The organism is Microbacterium sp. 1.5R, from assembly GCF_007667425.1.
GTDB lineage: Bacteria > Actinomycetota > Actinomycetes > Actinomycetales > Microbacteriaceae > Microbacterium.
Map to the genome: position 1 here is coordinate 949,134 of NZ_VDRC01000002.1, position 19,978 is coordinate 969,111.

The 19,978-nt window shown below is 68.2% G+C and carries 24 protein-coding genes; 15 read left to right on the forward strand and 9 right to left on the reverse strand.

The annotated features are described in order from the left end of the window. Positions 1-22 precede the first annotated feature (22 nt). Positions 23-523, forward strand: coding sequence for a DUF2004 domain-containing protein (locus tag FSY98_RS15375; protein WP_144877498.1), 501 nt, complete (start codon positions 23-25; stop codon positions 521-523). Between the two features lie 19 nt (positions 524-542). Here the strand turns inward: FSY98_RS15375 and lipA are convergent, their stop codons facing one another. Together lipA and lipB are read right to left on the reverse strand one after the other, a co-directional pair. Continuing rightward, positions 543-1,535: a lipoyl synthase gene (gene lipA / locus FSY98_RS15380; RefSeq protein ID WP_144877499.1), complete on the reverse strand. Its 993-nt coding sequence runs from the start codon at positions 1,533-1,535 to the stop codon at positions 543-545. Next, entirely contained in the window at positions 1,532-2,185 is a 654-nt protein-coding gene (gene lipB, locus FSY98_RS15385) for a lipoyl(octanoyl) transferase LipB (RefSeq protein WP_144877500.1), read from the reverse strand. Before lipB ends, lipA begins: the two co-directional genes overlap by 4 nt. A 105-nt stretch (positions 2,186-2,290) precedes the next feature. On the opposite strand from lipB, the gene FSY98_RS15390 reads away from it, so the two are divergent. The 4 genes from FSY98_RS15390 to ffh are packed head-to-tail and all read left to right on the forward strand — an operon-like array spanning position 2,291 to position 5,631. Further along, complete coding sequence (locus FSY98_RS15390) at positions 2,291-2,875, forward strand: TetR/AcrR family transcriptional regulator (RefSeq protein WP_144877501.1); 585 nt, start codon at positions 2,291-2,293, stop codon at positions 2,873-2,875. Between the two features lie 59 nt (positions 2,876-2,934). Beyond that, positions 2,935-3,561, forward strand: a complete 627-nt coding sequence (locus tag FSY98_RS15395; protein WP_144877502.1) for a hypothetical protein — start codon at positions 2,935-2,937, stop codon at positions 3,559-3,561. Then, the gene (locus FSY98_RS15400; protein ID WP_144877503.1) at positions 3,558-4,055 is read left to right on the forward strand and encodes an RNA polymerase sigma factor; all 498 of its coding nucleotides are present in this window, start codon (positions 3,558-3,560) and stop codon (positions 4,053-4,055) included. The genes FSY98_RS15395 and FSY98_RS15400 overlap by 4 nt, the downstream gene beginning before the upstream one ends. 13 nt (positions 4,056-4,068) lie before the next feature. Continuing rightward, positions 4,069-5,631, forward strand: coding sequence for a signal recognition particle protein (gene ffh / locus FSY98_RS15405; protein WP_144877504.1), 1,563 nt, complete (start codon positions 4,069-4,071; stop codon positions 5,629-5,631). Between the two features lie 6 nt (positions 5,632-5,637). Here ffh and FSY98_RS15410 read toward each other — a convergent pair whose 3' ends face one another. After that, the gene (locus tag FSY98_RS15410) at positions 5,638-6,549 is read right to left on the reverse strand and encodes an EamA family transporter (protein ID WP_144877505.1); all 912 of its coding nucleotides are present in this window, start codon (positions 6,547-6,549) and stop codon (positions 5,638-5,640) included. A 70-nt stretch (positions 6,550-6,619) separates the two neighbouring features. Between FSY98_RS15410 and FSY98_RS15415 the strand changes: the two genes are divergently transcribed. Then, positions 6,620-7,519, forward strand: a complete 900-nt coding sequence (locus FSY98_RS15415; RefSeq protein ID WP_260857514.1) for a LysR family transcriptional regulator — start codon at positions 6,620-6,622, stop codon at positions 7,517-7,519. Positions 7,520-7,570: 51 nt separating this feature from the next. Here FSY98_RS15415 and glpK read toward each other — a convergent pair whose 3' ends face one another. The 3 genes from glpK to FSY98_RS15430 form a co-directional block, all read right to left on the reverse strand. Next, positions 7,571-9,085 (reverse strand): glycerol kinase GlpK, encoded by a 1,515-nt coding sequence (gene glpK, locus FSY98_RS15420; RefSeq protein ID WP_144877506.1) that lies wholly within the window; start codon positions 9,083-9,085, stop codon positions 7,571-7,573. 30 nt (positions 9,086-9,115) lie between these two features. Then, a complete protein-coding gene (locus FSY98_RS15425) occupies positions 9,116-9,868 on the reverse strand; it encodes an MIP/aquaporin family protein (RefSeq protein ID WP_144877507.1) in 753 nt (250 codons plus the stop codon). A 95-nt stretch (positions 9,869-9,963) separates the two neighbouring features. Then, positions 9,964-11,673: a glycerol-3-phosphate dehydrogenase/oxidase gene (locus tag FSY98_RS15430; protein ID WP_144877508.1), complete on the reverse strand. Its 1,710-nt coding sequence runs from the start codon at positions 11,671-11,673 to the stop codon at positions 9,964-9,966. A gap of 102 nt (positions 11,674-11,775) precedes the next feature. Here FSY98_RS15430 and FSY98_RS15435 point away from each other — a divergent pair, with 102 nt between their 5' ends. Next, on the forward strand, positions 11,776-12,747 hold the full coding sequence (locus tag FSY98_RS15435; RefSeq protein WP_144877509.1) for a sugar-binding transcriptional regulator: 972 nt from the start codon (positions 11,776-11,778) through the stop codon (positions 12,745-12,747). Between the two features lie 3 nt (positions 12,748-12,750). Here the strand turns inward: FSY98_RS15435 and FSY98_RS15440 are convergent, their stop codons facing one another. Next, positions 12,751-13,902: a glutamate--cysteine ligase gene (locus FSY98_RS15440; protein WP_144877510.1), complete on the reverse strand. Its 1,152-nt coding sequence runs from the start codon at positions 13,900-13,902 to the stop codon at positions 12,751-12,753. Between the two features lie 207 nt (positions 13,903-14,109). Between FSY98_RS15440 and rpsP the strand changes: the two genes are divergently transcribed. From rpsP to trmD, 4 genes are read left to right on the forward strand one after another with little or no spacing between them, the layout of a single operon-like run. After that, positions 14,110-14,547 (forward strand): 30S ribosomal protein S16, encoded by a 438-nt coding sequence (rpsP, locus tag FSY98_RS15445; RefSeq protein ID WP_144877511.1) that lies wholly within the window; start codon positions 14,110-14,112, stop codon positions 14,545-14,547. A gap of 5 nt (positions 14,548-14,552) precedes the next feature. Continuing rightward, positions 14,553-14,783, forward strand: coding sequence for an RNA-binding protein (locus FSY98_RS15450; RefSeq protein ID WP_096715970.1), 231 nt, complete (start codon positions 14,553-14,555; stop codon positions 14,781-14,783). A gap of 1 nt (position 14,784) precedes the next feature. Beyond that, positions 14,785-15,405 (forward strand): ribosome maturation factor RimM, encoded by a 621-nt coding sequence (gene rimM, locus FSY98_RS15455; RefSeq protein ID WP_144877512.1) that lies wholly within the window; start codon positions 14,785-14,787, stop codon positions 15,403-15,405. A 19-nt stretch (positions 15,406-15,424) separates the two neighbouring features. Beyond that, positions 15,425-16,126, forward strand: a complete 702-nt coding sequence (gene trmD / locus FSY98_RS15460; protein WP_144877513.1) for a tRNA (guanosine(37)-N1)-methyltransferase TrmD — start codon at positions 15,425-15,427, stop codon at positions 16,124-16,126. Here the strand turns inward: trmD and FSY98_RS15465 are convergent. Beyond that, positions 16,123-16,716, reverse strand: a complete 594-nt coding sequence (locus FSY98_RS15465) for a histidine phosphatase family protein (protein WP_260857519.1) — start codon at positions 16,714-16,716, stop codon at positions 16,123-16,125. The genes trmD and FSY98_RS15465 overlap by 4 nt on opposite strands. A gap of 70 nt (positions 16,717-16,786) precedes the next feature. Here FSY98_RS15465 and FSY98_RS15470 point away from each other — a divergent pair, with 70 nt between their 5' ends. Both FSY98_RS15470 and FSY98_RS15475 read left to right on the forward strand, forming a co-directional pair. Next, positions 16,787-17,521: a class I SAM-dependent methyltransferase gene (locus FSY98_RS15470; RefSeq protein WP_144877514.1), complete on the forward strand. Its 735-nt coding sequence runs from the start codon at positions 16,787-16,789 to the stop codon at positions 17,519-17,521. Further along, positions 17,518-17,958, forward strand: coding sequence for a pyrimidine dimer DNA glycosylase/endonuclease V (locus tag FSY98_RS15475; RefSeq protein WP_144877515.1), 441 nt, complete (start codon positions 17,518-17,520; stop codon positions 17,956-17,958). Before FSY98_RS15470 ends, FSY98_RS15475 begins: the two co-directional genes overlap by 4 nt. Positions 17,959-17,969: 11 nt before the next feature. Here the strand turns inward: FSY98_RS15475 and map are convergent, their stop codons facing one another. Next, positions 17,970-18,752, reverse strand: a complete 783-nt coding sequence (map, locus tag FSY98_RS15480) for a type I methionyl aminopeptidase (RefSeq protein ID WP_144877516.1) — start codon at positions 18,750-18,752, stop codon at positions 17,970-17,972. A gap of 109 nt (positions 18,753-18,861) precedes the next feature. Between map and FSY98_RS15485 the strand changes: the two genes are divergently transcribed. Then, a complete protein-coding gene (locus FSY98_RS15485) occupies positions 18,862-19,353 on the forward strand; it encodes an MFS transporter permease (RefSeq protein WP_144877517.1) in 492 nt (163 codons plus the stop codon). Positions 19,354-19,529: 176 nt separating this feature from the next. Beyond that, positions 19,530-19,877, forward strand: a complete 348-nt coding sequence (rplS, locus tag FSY98_RS15490; RefSeq protein WP_050721068.1) for a 50S ribosomal protein L19 — start codon at positions 19,530-19,532, stop codon at positions 19,875-19,877. The last annotated feature ends 101 nt before the right edge of the window (positions 19,878-19,978 follow it).

Here is a 19,978-nt window from a genome sequence, read left to right on the forward strand (position 1 = left end):
ACGAGGCTGGTTTCATAGCGTTATGGCGATCGAACACGATTACTTCGGACTCTTGTCGTCGGGCCCCGACGGCTCGATCTTCTGGTCGGAGACCGTGGAACTCGGCGATCAGAGCGTGACGGTCGACCTCACGGCTCCGGATCAGGATGACGTGTCGGCGGATGCGCTCGACATCGCGGCGTCTCTCATCGCCGGGCTGGAGACGGTCGACGGCACCGCGCGGCGCAGCATGCTCTCCGAGGTGGACGATCGCACGAGCGAGGTGACCGAGTACATCCTGCAGCAGCAGGAGGCCTACGGCGACGAGCTGGAAGACGTCCTGGTCGATTTCAGCGGCGACGCGGCCGTCGACATCATCCGCTCGCTGCGTCTGATGAGCATGACGATCCTCGCCGACGAGCATGGCGGCTCCGAGCCCTTCGCCGTGCTGGAGTACGCGCTCGACGCCGACACGACCGACGACGTACTGCTGGTGAACCTCGGGTCCGACGGCGTGGTGCTGTCGGTCATGAGCGCCGACTGACAGCCGGCGCTCCGCGTCCTCAGACGGCCTGCGCGAAACCGAGATCCGCGCTCTCGGCGATGTGTGCGAGGTGCGCAGGGATCTCGCGTCCCTTCGAGGTCATCGACTGCGCCCACAGCCGCCCCGCCCGGTACGACGAGCGCACGAGAGGGCCGGCCAGCACGCCGAGGAACCCGATGCGCTCGGCTTCCTCCTTGAACTCGACGAACTCCGCCGGCTTGACCCACCGGGCGACCGGGAGGTGTCGCGGCGATGGGCGCAGGTACTGCGTGATGGTGATGATGTCGCATCCGGCCTCGTGCAGGTCGTTCAGCGCCTGAACGACCTCTTCGGGTTCTTCGCCCATCCCGAGGATCAGGTTCGACTTCGTGATCAGGCCGGCATCCCGCCCCTGCGTGATGACGTCGAGAGAACGCTCGTACTTGAACGCCGGACGGATGCGCTTGAAGATACGAGGAACCGTCTCGACGTTGTGCGCGAACACCTCCGGGCGGGCGTCGAAGATCTGCCCGAGGAACGCGGGGTCGGCGTTGTGCTCGTTCGCCAGGAGTTCCACGCCCGTGTTGGGGTTGAGCGCGTGGATGCGGCGGACCGTCTCGGCGTTCAGCCACGCACCGGTGTCCGGCAGGTCGTCGCGGGCGACGCTCGTGACGGTGGCGTAGCGCAGACCCATGCGCTGCACGCTCTCGGCCACGCGGCGCGGCTCGTCCGTGTCGTACGCGTCCGGCTTGCCGGTGTCGATCTGGCAGAAATCGCAGCGCCTCGTGCACTGCGACCCGCCGATGAGGAACGTGGCCTCTCGGTCCTCCCAGCACTCGAAGATGTTAGGGCACCCGGCCTCCTGGCAGACCGTGTGCAGGTCTTCACTCTTCACGAGGGAATGCAGGGCCGTGTACTCCGGCCCCATCTTGGCCTTGGTCTTGATCCACTCGGGCTTGCGCTCGATGGGAGTCTCCGCGTTGCGGATCTCGAGACGGAGGAGCTTGCGCCCCTCGGGTGCGGCGGCGGTCATGCGGATGCTCCTGCGAGGTCGGCGGACGAGTAGGCGACGGTGAAGGCGGATGCCACGGCATCCGCGAGGTCGGCGGGGGAGACGTCGGCACCGACGACCTCGCTCACGGTGGTGACCCCGGCATCCGTGATGCCGCAGGGGATGATGCCGCGGAAGCCCGAGAGGGTGTTGTCGCAGTTGATCGCGAAGCCGTGCATCGTCACACCCTGCTGCACCCGCACGCCGATCGCGGCGATCTTGTCTTCGGAGAGAGGCCGTCGCACCCAGACTCCGCTCCGGCCGTCGACCTGATAGCCGTCGACACCGAACGGACGGAGGACATCGATGAGCACCCGCTCGATCCGGCGCACGTGCGCCACGACATCCATCGGCTCGGCGAGCCGGACGATCGGGTAGCCGACGAGCTGTCCTGGGCCGTGCCAGGTGATCTTGCCTCCGCGATCCACATCGATCACCGGCGTCCCGTCCTGCGGGCGCTCATGGTCTTCGGTGCGCTTGCCTGCGGTGTAGACGGCCTCGTGTTCGAGGAGCAGCAGGGTGTCGGCGCGCGACCCGGCGACCACCTCGGCGTGGACTCGTCGCTGCAGATCCCAGCCCTCGGGGTAGGGCACGTAGGCCGGGGCGAGGCCGGCGGTGACGACGTCGAGCATGGGAGGACTCCCTCGTGAGACGGTCGATATAGATGGATCGCGTCTAACAATACTCCTCCGGGCGAGCACCGGCGCCGGCGCCACTGCGCGCGATACCGTGTCCACATGACGACCACGAGCCGAGCAGGGCGCCCGAAGGCGTCGTCGCGCGAGACGCTCGCCGAGGCCGCCTGCGAGCTCTTCCTCGAGCGCGGATACGACGCGACCTCCGTCGCCGACATCACGCAGCGCGCCGGAGTCAGCCGCTCCAGCTTCTTCAACTACTTCTCGTCGAAGAGCGATGTGCTGTGGTCGGGCCTCGATGCGCGCATCGACGGAGTCGGCGCCGCGCTCGCGGAGCTGGAAGCCGAGTCGGATGCCGCGGCCGTCCGAGCGATCCTGGTCGACGCCCTTCGCGACTTCGCGCCGGATCCCCTGGCTCTGGCTTTCCGCAACCGCACCGCGATGGGTCTCGACGAGGAGCTCGCCCGCGATAGCGCGCTGCGTCTAGCGCGGCTGGCGTCGATCGTCGCGGGGGCCGCTTCCGCCTCCGGGATCTCGCGGATCCGCGCCGACGTCATCGGGGCGGCGCACGCCGCAGCCGTACTGTCGTCCCTCCGCGCCTGGGCGGAGCAGGGGGCCGGGTATTCGGCGCCGGAGACGGTGCTCGCAGACGCGCTCTCGGCACTCGACGATCTCCGCTGGGGCTGACGCGGACGTTTCGGCAGACGCCGGACATGTCTTGAGCGAACCCACCGAGAGGACCGCTCATGCACACGGACAGCTTCGAGACCTTGCTCGACTCGTCGGCGCCACCAGCCCGGACGCTCGGGACAGACGACGTGCGGGCGCTCGCCTCGCACGCGCGTTCGCATGTGCGGCGGACCGGACGGCGGTCGCGGGCACTCGTACTCGGTGGGGCGATCACGGCCCTCCTGGTCGGCGGGACCGGCTTCGCGACCGCCTCGAGCACCTGGGGCTGGGTAGGAGGTCTCGAGAACCCGGATCGCAGCTACACCTACACCGCGCCGACCTGGGGAGAGTGCGAGCTCCGCGTGAGCGGCTACTCGGTGCCGAACCCGTTCCTACGGGCAGAGGTGAATCGCATCGTCGACGACTGGTTCGCGAATGCCGACGTCGAGGCGGAGGTCGCCCCGTTCGTGCAGAAGTACGCGGACTTCATCACGACGAGCAACGCTCAGGCCGGTATCGACGCGCAGGGCCCGAGACAGGCTGATCTCGATGCCTGGCTCGCGCACGAACAGGCGCTGGGCGAGGCGCTGCACGACGAACTCGTCGCGCACGGAATCGACAGCTGGATGCTCGCCGGCTCAGAATCGCATTCACAGGTGCACTGCGACGGCGAAGACTGGGGCGGAGAGGGCGAGAAGCGGTGAACGCGGAGGACCGTCGCCTCGTCGCCGCATTCGAATCCACCGCCTCACCGCTGCTCGCCTATCTCGAACGCCGGGTCGGTGCGGACGACGCCGCAGATCTCCTGGGGGAGGCGATGGTCGTGGCATGGCGCCGGGTGAGGGAGCTGCCTGTCGATCCAGAAGGAGCGCGGATGTGGTTGTTCGGCATCGCCCGAGGCACCCTGCTCAATCATGCGCGAGGAGCGCGACGGCGGTGGGCCCTGGTCGACCGGATCCGGATCGCGCCGAGCGAACTGCATGCCCCGGCGGCAGACCAGGGCTCGGACGTGCGAGACGCCATCGCTCGGCTCGATCCCGATCTCGGGGAGATCGTCCGTCTGGTGCACTGGGACGGGTTCTCACTCGCAGACGCCGCCGCGCTCCTCGGCATCCCCTCGTCTACCGCGCGCGGTCGTTATCAGCGGGCGAAGGCCGAGCTCCGAGCCGCGCTGAGCATCGAGGCCCCTCTCGCGTAGAATCGGTAGCACCATGGCTACGTTTGGCACGCTCTCCGATCGGCTCACCGACACCTTCCGCAACCTGCGCACGAAGGGAAAGCTCACCGCGGCCGATGTCGACGGCACCGTCCGCGAGATCCGGCGCGCGCTCCTCGACGCCGACGTCGCGCTCGCGGTCGTCAAGGACTTCACGGCGAAGGTGCGCGAGCGGGCACTCGGCGACGAGGTCAACAAGGCTCTGAACCCCGCGCAGCAGGTCGTGCAGATCGTCAACGAGGAGCTCGTGCAGATCCTCGGCGGAGAGCAGCGCCGTCTGCAGTTCGCGAAGACGGCCCCGACCGTGATCATGCTCGCCGGTCTGCAGGGGTCCGGCAAGACGACGTTCGCCGGCAAGCTGGCCAAGCAGCTCGAAGGTGAAGGTCACACGCCTCTCCTCGTGGCCGCCGACCTCCAGCGTCCGAACGCGGTGAACCAGCTCCAGGTCGTCGCCCAGCAGGCCGGCGCGACCGTGTACGCGCCCGAGCCGGGCAACGGTGTGGGCGACCCGGTCAGGGTCTCGCGCGACGGCGTCGAGCACGCCCGTCGCCAGCAGCACGACGTGGTCATCATCGACACCGCCGGCCGTCTCGGCGTCGACGCAGAGCTCATGAAGCAGGCGGCCGACATCCGCAAGGCCGTGGACCCCGACGAGGTGCTCTTCGTGATCGACGCCATGATCGGTCAAGATGCCGTGAACACGGCGAAGGCCTTCCAGGAGGGCGTCGACTTCACGGGTGTCGTGCTCTCGAAGCTCGACGGAGATGCCCGCGGCGGTGCCGCATTGTCGGTCGCCTCCATCACCGGCCGGCCCATCATCTTCGCCTCGACGGGTGAGCGCCTCGAAGACCTCGAGCCCTTCCACCCCGACCGCATGGCGAGCCGCATCCTCGACCTCGGCGACATCCTCACCCTCATCGAGCAGGCCCAGCAGGCCTTCGATGAGGAAGAGGCCGCCAAGATGGCGGAGAAGCTCGCCACGGAGCAGTTCACCCTCGAGGACTTCCTCGATCAGCTTCAGCAGATGAAGAAGATGGGCTCGATGAAGAAGATGCTCGGGATGCTCCCGGGCATGGGCCAGATGAAGCAGCAGCTCGAGGACTTCGACGAGCGTGAGATCGACCGCACCGAGGCGATCATCCGATCCATGACCCCGGGGGAGCGGCGTAATCCGAAGGTGCTCAACGGATCGCGGCGCCTGCGCATCGCGCGCGGTTCCGGAATGACGGTCACGGACGTCAACCAGCTCGTCCAGCGTTTCGATCAGGCCGCGAAGATGATGAAGACCGTCGCCCGCGGTGGCACCCCGAACATTCCCGGTATGGGGCCGGTTCCCGGGATGGGGCGCCCGGGAGCGTCATCGAAGCGAGGCAAGAAGGGCAAGGGCAAGCCCTCGGGCTCGCGGTCCGGCAACCCGGCGAAGCGCGCGGCCGAGAATGCGGGCGTGGCTCCTGCGTCCACTCCGACCGGGTCGGGGTTCGGTCTCGGCGGAGGCGGCGCGAAGGCCCCCTCTGAGGCGGAGCTCGCCGAGATCCAGAAGCTCTTCGGCAAGAGCTGACGCGGTTCAGAGTCTCGCAGTGGCGGGCTCACCACGAGCTTCCGTCTCCTGCGCGCGCAGACGGCGCGGGCGCGCGGAGAGCTGACCGGCCACCAGGGCGATCGACACGACGGTGATACCCGCGGCCTGCACCGGTGTGAAGACCTCCCCGGCGAAGGTGGTTCCGAGGACGGTCGCGACGACCGGGGACAGGAGAGCGAGCAGCCCCGGCGCGATGACGGGCAGTCGCTGGATGCCGCGGAACCACAGCGTGTACGCGATCAGCCCGCCGACGATCCCCAGCCAGAGGTAGCCGACGACCGCTCCGCCGTCGATGCGCGGCGGGAGCCCCTCGGACAGAAGGGCGAGTGGGAGCAGGAACAGCCCGCCGGCCGAGAGCTGCCACCCGGCGTACCCGATGGCGCCGACTCGCGCTGGGCGCCCCCAGCGCTTCGTCAGGATCATGCCGAGCGCGGTCGAGGTCACCCCGCCCACGGCGGCCAGCACGCCGACCAGGTCGAGCTGCGCGTCGGGACCGACGACGACGAGCACGACCCCCACAGCTCCGGCGAACGCAGCGGCCGCGGTGCCCGGGCGGATCCGGTCTCGCAGCACGAGGCCGCTCATCCCGAGCAGGATGAGCGGCTGCACTCCGGCGACGGCAGCGGCGACGCCGCCCGGAAGACGCTCTGCGGCGACGAACAGCAATGCGAAGAACGCACCGATGTTCAGCACGCCCAGGACAGCGGACTTGACCCACCAGGCGCCGCTCGGGAGCCTGCGGGCGATCGCCACCGCGATGAGTCCCGCGGGAAGGGCGCGGAGAAGGCCGGCGAGCAAGGGGTGACCATGGGGGAGCAGGGACGTGGTCACGAGGTAGGTGGTGCCCCACGCGATCGGGGCGAGCGCCGTGAGCAGGAGGGTGGTCGACCGATTCATACCCCCAGCCTGATTCCGCGGCATCGATGAGTCCAACTCGCTGTTGTCATGCCATCCATGAAGATGGATCATGGGTGAGATGGACCTGCAGCAGCTTCGCTACGTGGTGGCCGTCGCCGCGAGTTCGAGCTTCACCCGCGCCGCCGAGAAGTGCTTCGTCACCCAGTCGGCGCTGAGTCATCAGATCGCAGCCCTCGAGCGAGAGATCGGACAGCGCCTCTTCGTACGCACCAGCCGCAGCGTCGCGCTCTCGGAGGCGGGCGCGGCGTTCCTGCCGCACGCTCGTGCGGCTGTCGAGGCCGCCGACCAGGCGGTGGAGGAAGCGGCCGCGGCATCCGGCACGATCGTCGGGTCGCTGCGGCTCGGCGTCATCCCCACCGTCACCGCGATGGACGTGCCCGGTACTCTTCGCGCGTACCGGCTCGCGCATCCGTCGTCTCGCGTGGAGATGACGGTGGGGAACAGCGACGCGATGATCGCCGCCGTGCGCTCGGGCGACCTGGACATCGCACTCCTGGGGCTCCGAGAAGGAGTCGTTCCCGAAGGCGTGGCCTCGCGGATCCTCGAGACCGAGAGTCTGCAGGCGGTCGTCGCGACAGACCACCCGTTCGCCGCGGAGGGATCCGTGGCCCTCAAGGATCTGGCGGGGGAGACCTTCGCCGACTTCCCGGTGGGCACCGCGGGCCGCGCACAGAGCGATGGCGCTTTCCGCGCCGTCGGCGTGGAACGTGACGTGGCGTTCGAGGCCGACTCGGCCGAGCTGATCCTCGACCTCGTCGCCTCAGGATTGGCGGTCACGCTTCTCGCGCCCGGTGTCGTTCGTCGCTCCGCCGCGCGGGTGGCCGTGGTCGATGTACAGGGCGGGCCGGCGCGGAGCGAGCACCTGGCATGGCACGCGACCGACCCGCGGAGCGCCGCGCGCGCGTTTCTCGGTGTCGTGACGACTCGCGACCAGCGACCGCCTGAGTGACAGAACGGGCCCGGAGGAATCCTCCGAGCCCGCTCCCTCAGTGTCCTGAGATCACTTCACGTCGTCGTCGACCCAGTCCATCGACTTCGTGACGGCCTTGCGCCACAGGCGCAGCTGGCGGTCGCGTTCGGCCTCGTCCATCGACGGCTCCCAACGCTTGTCCTCCTGCCAGTTGGCGGACAGGTCGTCGAGTCCGTCCCAGAAACCGACCGCGAGACCCGCGGCGTACGCGGCTCCCAGCGCCGTGGTCTCCGCGACGACGGGGCGAACGACCGGCACACCGAGGACGTCCGCTTGGAACTGCATGAGGGCGTCGTTCGCGACCATGCCGCCGTCGACCTTGAGCTCGGACAGGTCGACTCCGGCATCCGCGTTCACGGCGTCGAGCACGTCGCGCGTCTGGAAGGCGACGGCTTCGAGCGCCGCCCGCGCGATGTGGTTCTTGTTCGCGTACCGGGTGAGGCCGACGATCGCACCGCGCGCATCCGGTCGCCAGTACGGCGCGAAGAGACCGGAGAACGCGGGCACGATGTAGACGCCGCCGTTGTCCTCGACCTGCTCGGCGAGCTGCTCCACCTCGGGGGCGGACGAGATGATGCCGAGCTGATCGCGCAGCCACTGGATCAGCGAGCCGGTGACGGCGATCGACCCCTCCAGGGCGTAGTGGGTCGGCTGGTCGCCGAGCTTGTAGCCCACCGTCGTCAGGAGTCCGTTCTTCGACCGGACGATCTCCTCGCCCGTGTTGAAGATCAGGAAGCAGCCGGTGCCGTAGGTGTTCTTGCTCTCGCCCGTGTCGAACGCGGCCTGACCGAACGTCGCGGCCTGCTGGTCGCCCAGGATGCCGGCGATCGGAGTCTCACGCAGCAGGGACGAATCCTCGGCCTTGCCGTAGACCTCGGAAGAGGAGCGGATCTCGGGCATCATCGAGCGCGGCACGCCGAACACCTCGAGAATGTCGTCACGCCACTCGAGCGTCTCGAGGTCCATGAACATCGTGCGCGAGGCATTCGTGACGTCGGTCGCGTGCACGCCGCCGTCGACGCCTCCCGTGAGGTTCCAGAGCACCCAGCTGTCGGTCGTGCCGAACGCCAGGTCGCCGGCTTCCGCCTTCTCGCGAGCACCGTCGACGTTCTCCAGGATCCAGGCGATCTTCGTGCCGGAGAAGTACGTCGCCAGCGGCAGGCCGACGATGTCCTTGAAGCGGTCGCCGCCCCCGTCCGCCGCGAGGCGGTCGACGATGGCCTGAGTGCGGGTGTCCTGCCAGACGATGGCGTTGTACACGGGCTTGCCCGTCGTCCTGTCCCACACGACGGCGGTCTCGCGCTGGTTGGTGATGCCGACCGCGGCGATGTCGTGACGCGTCAGGTCGGCCCGGCTCAGAGCGAGACCGATGACCTCCTGCACGTTGCGCCAGATCTCGGAGGCGTCGTGCTCGACCCAGCCCGCCTTGGGGAGGATCTGCTCGTGCTCCTTCTGGCCGGTCGCGACGATGCTGCCCTTCTTGTCGAAGATGATGGCGCGGCTCGAGGTCGTGCCCTGGTCGATCGCGATGATGTAGTCAGCCATGGATGTTCTCCTTCGAAGTCAGGTGGCGGTTCAGGCGAGGCCGAGAAGGGCCGGAGCGGCGACGGCGGCGAGCACACCACCGATGAGCGGACCGACGACGGGGACCCACGAGTAGGACCAGTCGCTGGAGCCCTTGCCCTTGATCGGCAGGATCGCGTGAGCGATGCGCGGACCGAGGTCGCGGGCGGGGTTGATGGCGTAGCCGGTGGGTCCACCGAGCGAGGCGCCGATGCCGACCACCACGAGGGCGACGGGGAGCGCGCTGAGCGGGCCGAGGCCTCCGGGGACGCCGATGTCGGCCACGCCGTAGTCGGCGAACGCGAAGACGGAGAACACCAGGACGAACGTGCCGATGATCTCGGTGACCAGGTTCCAGCCGTAGGAGCGGATCGCCGGACCCGTCGAGAACACGCCGAGCTTGTTCGCGGGCTCGGGTTCCTCATCGAAGTGCTGCTTGTAGGCGAGCCACACCAGGATCGCACCGACGATCGCGCCGAGGAGTTCGGCACCGGTCGCCGTCGCGAACTGCGAGAAGTCGATCTTGCCGGCCACGAGCAGGCCGATGCCGACAGCGGGGTTCAGGATCGCGCCGGAGTACGCCGAGGCGAGGACACCCACGAAGACCGCGAGCCCCCATCCCCAGTTGACCATCAGGAAGCCGCCGCCGTAGCCCTTGTTCTTCGTCAGGGCGACGTTCGCGACGACACCACCTCCGAGAAGGAGCAGCAGCGCGGTGCCGACGAACTCCGACAGGAAGTAGAGACCGAGATTCACATCAGTCATGTCTTCATTGACCTTTCTCGCGTGCCGAGGCCCCTCTGCCCCGGCACTTTTCTATTGTGGTTCGTCGCGAGGAGGGCGACGGTCGGAGGATCCCGTCAGCCGCGGGTGCGGGACGGGATGGAAAGTCCGTGTCGCTCGTTCAACAGCGTCCGAGTCTCCTCGACCTCGGCGTCGTGACGGTCGCGATCCCAATCGAGCAGGGGTGCCAGTGCGTTCGCGAGCTCGTCCAGCACCTCGGCATCCGCATTGCCGGTGAAGGCGATGCTGGTGCGGCGGAGGACGACGTCCTGAAGCCTGGCGACGAGCTCGTTCTGCACCATCCACTCGAGCTCGCGCGTCGACACGTCACCGCCGGCGAGCGGGGCGTCGTCACCCTGCTCGACGTACGTCCAGACGTCGGCGGCGCGCGTACCGTAGCGGGCCAGGAGCTTCTCGGCGCGGTCTCCCGCGCCGGCGAGGTTCTCCTGGATCCAGATGCGACGAGCCTTCTCGGTGCGGGGGAAGTCGCGTCCCCCGCCGATCGCACGACCGACGGTGGAGACCGTTCGGGTGCGACCGATGAGGTCGAGCACGACGTCGGAGAGAGACTCGCCGAGCGCGCGGAAGGTGGTCCACTTGCCGCCGACGAGGCTGACGAGCGGGGTCGCGCCCTTCCGGTCGACCTCGACGCGGTAGTCGCGCGACACGAAGCCGGGCGCCGTGTCCTCGTGACGGGGGAGCGGGCGGATGCCGGAGAAGTTGAACACGATCTGGTCGCGCGTCACGGAGATCTGCGGGAACACGTGGTGGATGAGGTCGAAGAAGTAGTCGATCTCCTCCTCGGTGCACACCGGGACCTCGCGCGGGTCGGCGTCGATATCGGTCGTCCCGACGAGGACGCGGCCCTTGAGCGGGTAGATCAGGACGATGCGGCCGTCGGAGTGCTCGAAGAAGATCTCCCGGCCGCGAGTCGCCTCGAGCAGCTCGGGGTGGTCGAGCACGATGTGCGAGCCCTTGGTGCCGCCCATGAAGTGCGTGTCGGTGCCCAGCGCGTCGTTGGTGAGGTCCGTCCAGGGACCGGAGGCATTGACCACGACGTCAGCGGCGACGGTGAACTCGGCGCCGCTCTCGCGGTCGCGCAGCACCACCTCGAAGCCGTCTCGCGAGACGGCTTCGACGTAGTTCAGGGCGACGGCGCCGGGGTGTGCGGCGCGTCCGTCCTGCAGCACGTCGAGAGCGAGGCGCTCCGGGTCGTGCATCGAGGCGTCGTAGTAGGTGGCGGTGTACTTGATGTTCGGGTCGAGCGACGGGAGCTCGGCGAGCGCGCGCTTGCGACCCAGGAAGCGGTGCCGGGGAACCGTGCCGCCGTCGCGGGAGAACGTGTCGTAGATCGTCAGGCCGATCTTGATGAGGAAAGCTCCGCGCTCCTGCGGCTTGCCGCTCTTGTGCGTCAGGAAGCGCAGAGGCGCAGAGAGGATCCCGGAGAACGTCGAGTAGATCGGGATGGTCGTCTGCAGCGGCTTGACGTAGTGGGGCGCGATCTTGAGCAGTCCGTTGCGCTCCTCGACCGACTCGCGGACCAGACGGAACTCGCCGTTCTCGAGGTAGCGGATGCCGCCGTGGATCATGTGGCTCGACGCGGCGGACGCTCCGGATGCGAAGTCGCCCCGTTCGACGAGGACGGCGTCGACGCCCTGCAGCGCCAGGTCTCGGAACGTGGAGATGCCGTTGATCCCTGCTCCGATGATGAGGACGCTCGTGCGCCCTGCTTCGCGTACGGCGCGGACCTCTGCGCGCTCCGGTGACGAGTGTGTCGACTCGATCATCTTCGACCTCCCTGTGTTGCTTGCCCCCAGCATCGACCCGCGCGACCCTCACGCGCAAGCCTGTTGCACATATGTGCAAGGATCTGTATCGAGGAGGCCGTCATGCCCTACGAAGAGCCCGGATCCCGCGACTCCAAACTGGTCGCCGCGCTCACCGCCGCGCAGCTCTACTACATGCAGGACAAGACCATGGAGGTCATCGCCAAGGAGCTGAAGACCTCCCGATCCTCGGTGTCCCGGCTTCTCAGCTTCGCCAGGGAGAGCGGTCTCGTCGACATCCGCATCAACTCCCCGCTGGAACGCCTCGGGATGCTCGAACAGCGGATCCGTGATCGGCATCGCGTCGTGGCGCATGTGGTGCCGACCCCCGAGATCGTCAGCGAGGTGGAGCGGCTGGAACGCGTGGCGCTCACGGCGGGTCGTCTCCTGTCGCAATTCGTCGACTCCAACATGATCGTCGGCGTCGCGTGGGGGTCGACCATCAGCGCGGTCAGCAGGGGGCTGACGCAGAAGGAGACGCACAACACCACGTTCGTCCAGCTCAACGGAGCGGGCAACACCCAGACGAGCGGCGTGGAGTACTCCAGCGACATCCTCCAGCGATTCGGCAGCGCCTTCGGTGCTCAGGTCCAGCAGTTCCCGGTGCCGGCCTTCTTCGACGATCCGTCGACGCGCGAGGCGATGTGGCGCGAGCGAAGCACGAGACGCGTGCTCGACCTCCAAGCGAAGATGGACATCGCGGTGTTCAGCCTCGGGTCACCCGCCGCCGAGGTTCCGAGTCGGGTGTACGTCGGCGGTTATCTCGGCAGAGACGATTACCGGAGTCTTCGCGAGGACCACGCCATCGGCGACGTCGCCACCGTCTTCTTCCGCGCTGACGGCTCGTGGAAGGACATCCGTGTCAACGCTCGAGCGACCGGGCCCGGGCTCGATCGGCTGCGCCGCGTCCCGCGTCGTGTCTGCGTCGTCTCCGGCATCCCGAAGCTGGCGAGCCTGCGCGCGGCGATAGCCGCCGATCTCGTCACCGACGTGGTGCTCGACGAGGGGCTCGCCCGCCGCCTCGTCGACGACTGACGGTCACGGAGCCTCGGTCGAGGCCTCCGGTCCCGACCGGAACTCGCGGATGAGGTGTCGCACCACCGCGCGCAGATCTCCGCCGGTGGCGTTCGCGATCGTCAGCTGCCGCTCATAGCTGGCACCCTCGGCGAGGATGGTCGCGATGCTGCCGAACTCCCGCACGCATCCGAGCTCCAGGGCGACGGGGGCGAGCTCGTCGAGGACCTCTGCGAGGTGATCGCGGACCGGCCGCTGCGTTCCCTCGGCGTCGACGATGAGACGCGCCTCGAGGCCGTAGCGGGCCGCGCGCCACTTGTTCTCGCGGTGATACCAGGAGGGCATGGTCGGGAGATCGCGCCCCTCGTCGATCTGACGGGAGAAGTGCTCGACCAGCACTTGCACCAGAGACGCGACCGCTGCGAGCTCGGGGAGAGTGGAGAGTCCGTCGCAGGCGCGGATCTCGATCGTGCCCCAGCGAGGAGCGGGACGGATGTCCCAGCGTACCTCGGTGGCGTCGGCCATCACGCCCGTTCTGACCATGTCGTCGAGGTAGGACTCGTACGCGTCCCAATCCGGCAGCTGCCAGGGGAGGCCCGCAGTGGGGAGCTGCTGGAAGACGAGTGCACGATTCGAGGCGTAGCCGGTGCGCTCTCCCGCCCAGAACGGGCTCGACGCCGACAGTGCCTGGAGGTGGGGGAGGTACGCGGCCAAGGCGTTGATGATGGGGATGACCTTGCGCCGGTCCTCCACGCCGATGTGGACGTGGATGCCCCAGATCATCATGTTCCGACCCCACCATTGCGTCCGCTCGATGAGCGTGTGGTAGCGGGTCTTGTCCGTGACCTCTTGGTCGTACCACTGCGCGAACGGATGGCTGCCGGCGGAGAGGAGCTCGATGCCCGCCGAGTCGGTCGCGGTGCGCACCGCGGCGATCGCGTTCGCGATGTCGTCGACCGCATGCGCGACGGAGTCGCCGATCCCGCTCGTGACCTCGATGGTGTTGGTGAGCAACTCGCCGGTCACCGTGTACCGTTCATCAGCGCTGTTCGCCTCGAGGGCGTCGAGGAGCTCAGGGGCGCGTCCGACGAGGTCTCCGGTCGCCGGATCAGCGAGCATGATCTCCCATTCCAGGCCGACGGTTGAGCGGTCTGAGGCGGCGAACTCGAGGGGCACCCGCACAGTCTGGCACGCGAGTCGAGCGCCACGACAAGCACCGTGTCGCCACGTTTCGCGACTGGCGGGCGGATCTGGCAGAATAGAGGGTCGGACGACGTGCTCGACCCTCTATCCAGCACGAGTCCTCCCTCTGAGCTTCCGCCGGATGTGCACCCCACTCTCCAGGCGACCGGTTCGTTTCCTTCCACACAATTCAGGAGAATCGTGGCTGTCAAGATTCGTCTCAAGCGCCTGGGCAAGATCCGTGCGCCCTACTACCGCATCGTCGTCGCCGACTCGCGCACCAAGCGCGACGGTCGTGTGATCGAGGAGATCGGCAAGTACCACCCCACCGAGGAGCCCTCGTTCATCGAGATCGACTCCGAGCGTGCGCAGTACTGGCTCTCCGTCGGCGCTCAGCCGACCGAGCAGGTCACCGCCCTCCTCAAGATCACGGGCGACTGGGGCACCTTCAAGGGCGACAAGGACGCGAAGTCCACCCTCAAGGTCGCCGGCGAGAAGACCGCCTTCGAGGCGGACTCCTCGAAGAAGTCGGTCATCAAGCCCAAGGCGGAGAAGAAGGAGGAGGCTCCCGCTGCGGAGGCTCCCGCCGCCGACGCCGACGCGGAGGCCGCCGAGGCTCCCGCCGCCGACGCCGAGTAATCGTCGTGCTCGCCGCCGCGCTCGAACACATCGTCAAGGGGATCGTCGATCACCCTGAGGATGTCCGTATCAACGCTTCCACCTCGCCGCGAGGCGACCTGCTCGAGGTGCGCGTGCACCCCGACGACCGTGGACGCGTGATCGGGCGCGGCGGCCGCACCGCGAAAGCACTGCGCACCCTGGTGTCCGCCCTGGCGGACGGGCGCCGCGTCCGCGTCGACGTCGCGGACGACTGACGTGGTGCCGAAAGACCGCAACCAGGGCAAGAACCAGCTCCGTGTGGGGCGTCTCGTCAAGGCCCACGGCCTCAAGGGCGCGTTGAAGCTGGAGCTGTACACCGACAACCCGGAGCGACGTTTCATCCCGGGTGCCGAGTTCACGTTGCAGGTGCCCGAGGCATCTCCGTGGCACGGCAAGACCATCACGGTGCGCGAGTACCGCGTGATGAATGCGAACTCCGTCGTCTTCTTCCAAGACGTCGACGACCGGGACGCTGCCGAGAGCCTCGTCCGCGCCATCCTGTGGATCGACCAGGATGCCGACGAGCCCGAGGACAACGCCTGGTACGACCATCAGCTCGTCGGTCTGGACGTGGTCCGCGATGACGCGGTGGTCGGCCACGTGGTCCGCGTGGAGCACATGCCGGCGCAGGACCTCCTCATCGTCAAGGTGCAGGAGCGGGAGATCATGGTGCCGTTCGTGGAGGCGATCGTCCCCACCGTCGACATCGCCCGAGGTCGAGTCATCGTGACTCCACCCGCCGGTCTGTTCGAGGACCTGCCCGAATCCGATCCCGATGGCGGCGAGGCTGCGGCAGCGGACGCGGGTGAGTCTGCAGACTCCGACGCGACCGACTGACCGGCGAAACGGTCCCCGCGTGCGCATCGACGTCGTCTCGATCTTCCCGTCCTACTTCGACGGATTGACCCTCTCACTCCTCGGCAGAGCCCGGAGCACCGGGTTGCTCGACCTGAACGTGCACGACCTCCGGGACTGGACGCACGATCGGCACCGCACCGTCGATGACACGCCTTACGGCGGCGGGGCGGGCATGGTCATGAAGCCGGAGCCGTGGGCGGCAGCGATCGACGACCTCACGGCGATCGACGCATCGGCACGACCGACCATCATCTTCCCATCGCCCGCCGGAGAGGTCTTCACGCAGGCCACGGCTCGGAATCTGAGCGATCGAGACCACCTGATCTTCGGCTGCGGTCGATACGAGGGCATCGATGAGCGCGTGTTCGAGTACGCGGCGACGCTCGGCGAGGTGCGGCTGATCAGTCTCGGCGACTACGTGCTGAACGGGGGAGAGGTCGCCACCATGGCGATGGTCGAGGCCATCGGTCGTCTGATCCCCGGGGTGGTCGGCAACCCCGAGAGCCTCGTCGAGGAATCGCACGAGGACGGGCTGCTGGAGTACCCCTCGTACACGAAGCCCTCCCAGTGGCGGGATCGACCGGTTCCCGACGTGCTCCTCAGCGGCAACCATGCTGCGATCGCCGCGTGGCGTCGCGAGCAGCAGCTCGAGCGCACTCGGCTTCGCCGTCCCGATCTGCTGCCGGGCGACGAGTCCTAGATCATCCGCTCGGCGCGGCGGTCGATCTCGAACACGACGCCGTGGGGATGCCGCAGCGCCAGCGCGTTCGGTGCATCGAGACCGCGGAGTTCGGCTCGCAGCATCCGCCCGATCATCTCGTGGCTGACGATGAGCGGCGTGCCGGCCGCCAGCCACCCGCATGCGGACAGGGCTCGGCGTGCGCGCGCGCGTGCCTGCGCGTAGCTCTCTCCTCCTGGGAACGCCCACCCGTACCGGTTGGCCGCTCGCTCCTCCCTGGCCGTGGGGAACCGCGCATCGATCTCATCCCACGTCATGCCGGCCATATCGCCGTGGTGGACCTCGGCGAGTTCCGGGACCTCGATGACGTCGACTCCGAGCCGCTCGGCGATCACCGTCGCGGTGTGCAGCGCCCGACCCAGCGGACTGGAACAGACGATCGAGACGTTCCGGCCGACGAGTCGTTCCCCGAGCGACTCCGCCTGGCTCCGTCCTTCCGGCGTCAACGGGGAGTCGAGTTGCCCCTGAAGACGGTGCTCCGCATTCCACACCGTCTGCCCGTGTCGCGCCAGCAGGACTCGTTCCGGCACGTGTCGGTCCTGCGGGATCATGCCCCCAGGATGGCACAGGGGAGAGGGTCATGGACGTGGGGCCGTGTCGGCGAGCTGCTAGCGTCGGTGCATGGTCGATGAGGCGCTGGCGAGGTCGTTCGAGGGCATCGGAGCGGACTACGACCGCTATCGTCCAGGCTTCCCGTCTTCAGCGGCGGACGCGATCGTCCCGCACCGGGTCTCGGCCGCTCTCGACCTGGGCGCTGGCACCGGCAAGTTCACGGAGCACCTCACCGGTCGTGCGGACCGGATCATCGCCGTCGAGCCGTCGGCGGCCATGATCGACGTCCTCCGCGACAAACTCCCCGGTGTCGAGGCTCTGGAAGGCAGCGCTGAACTCATCCCCGTCGAGGATGCATCGGTCGACGTCGTCTCGGTGGCGCAGGCGTTCCACTGGTTCGACCGCGTTCGCGCCTGCGCGGAGATCGCTCGCGTGCTGCGGTCCGAGGGCACGCTCGGTCTGCTGTGGAATCGTTCCGATCCCGCGTGCGGGTGGGACCACTCGGCTTCGCGGGTCGTACACCCGGCCGTGGGAGAGGCCGATGAGACGACCAGCACGGCGGAGGAGCTTCCGGGATTCCGTTTCGACCGCTTCGAGTCGTTCCGGTGGGTCGAGCGGATCAAGCGCGGCGACTACCTTGCACGGTGGTCGACCGTGAGCGCCTACCTCATCGCCGACAGTTCGACGAAGGCGGCGATGACAGCGGCGATCGAGCGGATTCTGGATGCGGATGCCGAGACCAGCGGGCTCGACACCTTCGATTTGCCCCACCTCACCGACGTCTTCCTCTACACGCGCGCATGAGGATATGGTCGCTGCACCCCCGGTACCTGGATCGTCAGGGACTCGTCGCCTGCTGGCGTGAGACGCTGCTCGCGCAGGCCGTGCTCGCTGGGCGCACCCGCGGGTGGGACAAGCATCCGCAACTCCAGAGGTTCCGGGTTTCGCCGGACCCGCTCGATGCGCTCGGATCCTATCTGGAGGGCGTGGCGGTCGAAGCGGACGAACGCGGCTATCGCTTCGACCGGGAACGGATCGACCGCCGCGCCGCGCATCGCAGTGAGCCGCTGTTGGTCGCCTCGGGCCAGCTCGAGTTCGAATGGCGGCACCTGACCGCCAAGCTGGCCGTGCGGAACCCGGACGTCCTCGCGCTCTGGTCAGGGGTCACCATCCCGGAGCCGCACCCGCTGTTCCACGTCGTGGACGGGCCGGTCGCGGACTGGGAGCGCACGGCGGAGTGAGGAATCGGTCGTCAGTCGACGCCGAGGAACGAGCGGTCCGTCAGCACGATCGGGCCGTCGGCCGTCACGGCGACGGTGTGCTCGGAGTGCGCGCCTCGTGAGCCGTCGACGCTGCGCAGGGTCCAGCCGTCCGGGTCGGTGACGAGCTCGTCAGTGGTGGCGAGCAGCCACGGCTCGAGCGCGAACACCAGGCCCTCACGCAAGGGGAACCCGCGACCGGCGCGGCCGTCGTTCGGCACGTGCGGGTCGCCGTGCATGATGCGTCCGACGCCATGCCCGCCGAAGTCGGTGTTGATCGAGTAGCCCTCGCCGTGCGAGACGGCGGCGATCGCAGCGGAGATGTCGCCGATGCGGTTTCCGACGGTTGCGGCGTCGATCGCGGCGGCCAGAGCGCGCTCGGTCGTGTCGATGAGGCGCAGGTCCTCATCGCGCGGAGTGCCGACGACGAACGAGACCGCGGAATCCGCCACCCACCCGTCGACCGAGACCGCGAAGTCGAGAGACACGAGGTCACCGTCGCGGAGTGTGTAGTCGTGCGGGAGGCCGTGCAGGACGGCGTCGTTGACCGAGGTGCAGATCACCTTCCCGAACGGGCTCGCGCCGAAGGACGGGTGGTAGTCGATGTAGCAGGATTCCGCCCCGGCCTTGCGGATCATGTCGTGCGCTCGGCGGTCTATCGCGAGGAGGTTCGTTCCCACCTTGGTGTCGTCGCGCAAGGTCGCGAGGGTCTCGGCGACGAAGCGGCCTGCGGCGCGCATCTCGTCGATCTCGGCGGGGGTGCGCAGTTCGATCATCGGGTGTCCTCTCGTCTCCACCATTCTCCCTGATGGATGCCGCGCGGGACCGCACGCGCTCAGAGCGAACACCCCGGGCGCGCTCGGCACGCCGACGTACCATCGAAGCATGTGGTTGCGTCAGGGGTTCTTCCGGTGGCTGTTCCCGGCCGCGTTCGTGCTGCCGCTGTGGCTCCTCGTCGGTTGGGGGGTCTTCCAGGGCGGCTGGGCCATCCTCTGGGTGCTCTTCATCGCAGTGCCCTCCGTGTTCCTCGGGCAGCTCCTCCTCACCGTCCTGACCCGCTCGCGACCGTCGGTGCGAGTCGAGCGAGCGGTGTCCTGGTGGGATGTCGCCGGATTCACCGTGTGGCACGGCCTCACCATCGCCGTCGGACTCTTCATCGACGGCGCGTTCGGGTGGCTCCTCACCGCGGCGATCGTCGCCGGCATCGCGCTCATCTGGCTGCAGCTGTGGCAGCTGTGGAACGAGGCGAGGGGGAGTGGGGCGCGTCTCCGCGAGACCATCACCTGGTCCACCATCCCCCGGGTCGACGAGCCGACCCCCGCTGCTCGGCCGCACGAGGTCATCGTCGTGCGCGAGAGCGACGACCGCGGACTCTGAGCGCGAGCGTCCCGTTTTGGCGGCGCGCGTCATCCGTGGCAGAATGGTTCCTTGTGCCGTGACCGGCTCTGCCTCAGGGGAGCCCGCGGACGCTTCGGCGCCGTTCGGTGCACACCCTTTCTTGTTCCTTCCGAAAACATGCATCCGACCTGTGGCGAGTGCAGAGAGAGACGATCATGCAGATCCTCGACGCCGTCGACGCGGCTTCGCTCCGTTCCGACGTTCCCGTCTTCCACCCGGGTGACACGGTCAACGTTCACGTCAACATCACCGAGGGCAGCCGCTCCCGTATCCAGGTCTTCAAGGGCGTCGTCATCGGCCGCCAGGGAGACGGCGTTCGCGAGACCTTCACGGTCCGCAAAATCAGCTTCCAGGTCGGCGTCGAGCGCACCTTCCCCGTGCACTCTCCGGTGATCGACCACATCGAGGTCGTCACCCGCGGTGACGTGCGCCGTGCGAAGCTCTACTACCTGCGCCAGCTCCGTGGCAAGAAGGCGAAGATCAAGGAGAAGCGCGACAACTGACGCGCAGCTTCTCTGCAGCACCCCGGGACACGATGTCCCGGGGTGCTTTGTTCTCCCCGCGGTGTGCGACCCTTGATACTGCCGTGTACGCGGTGCGACTC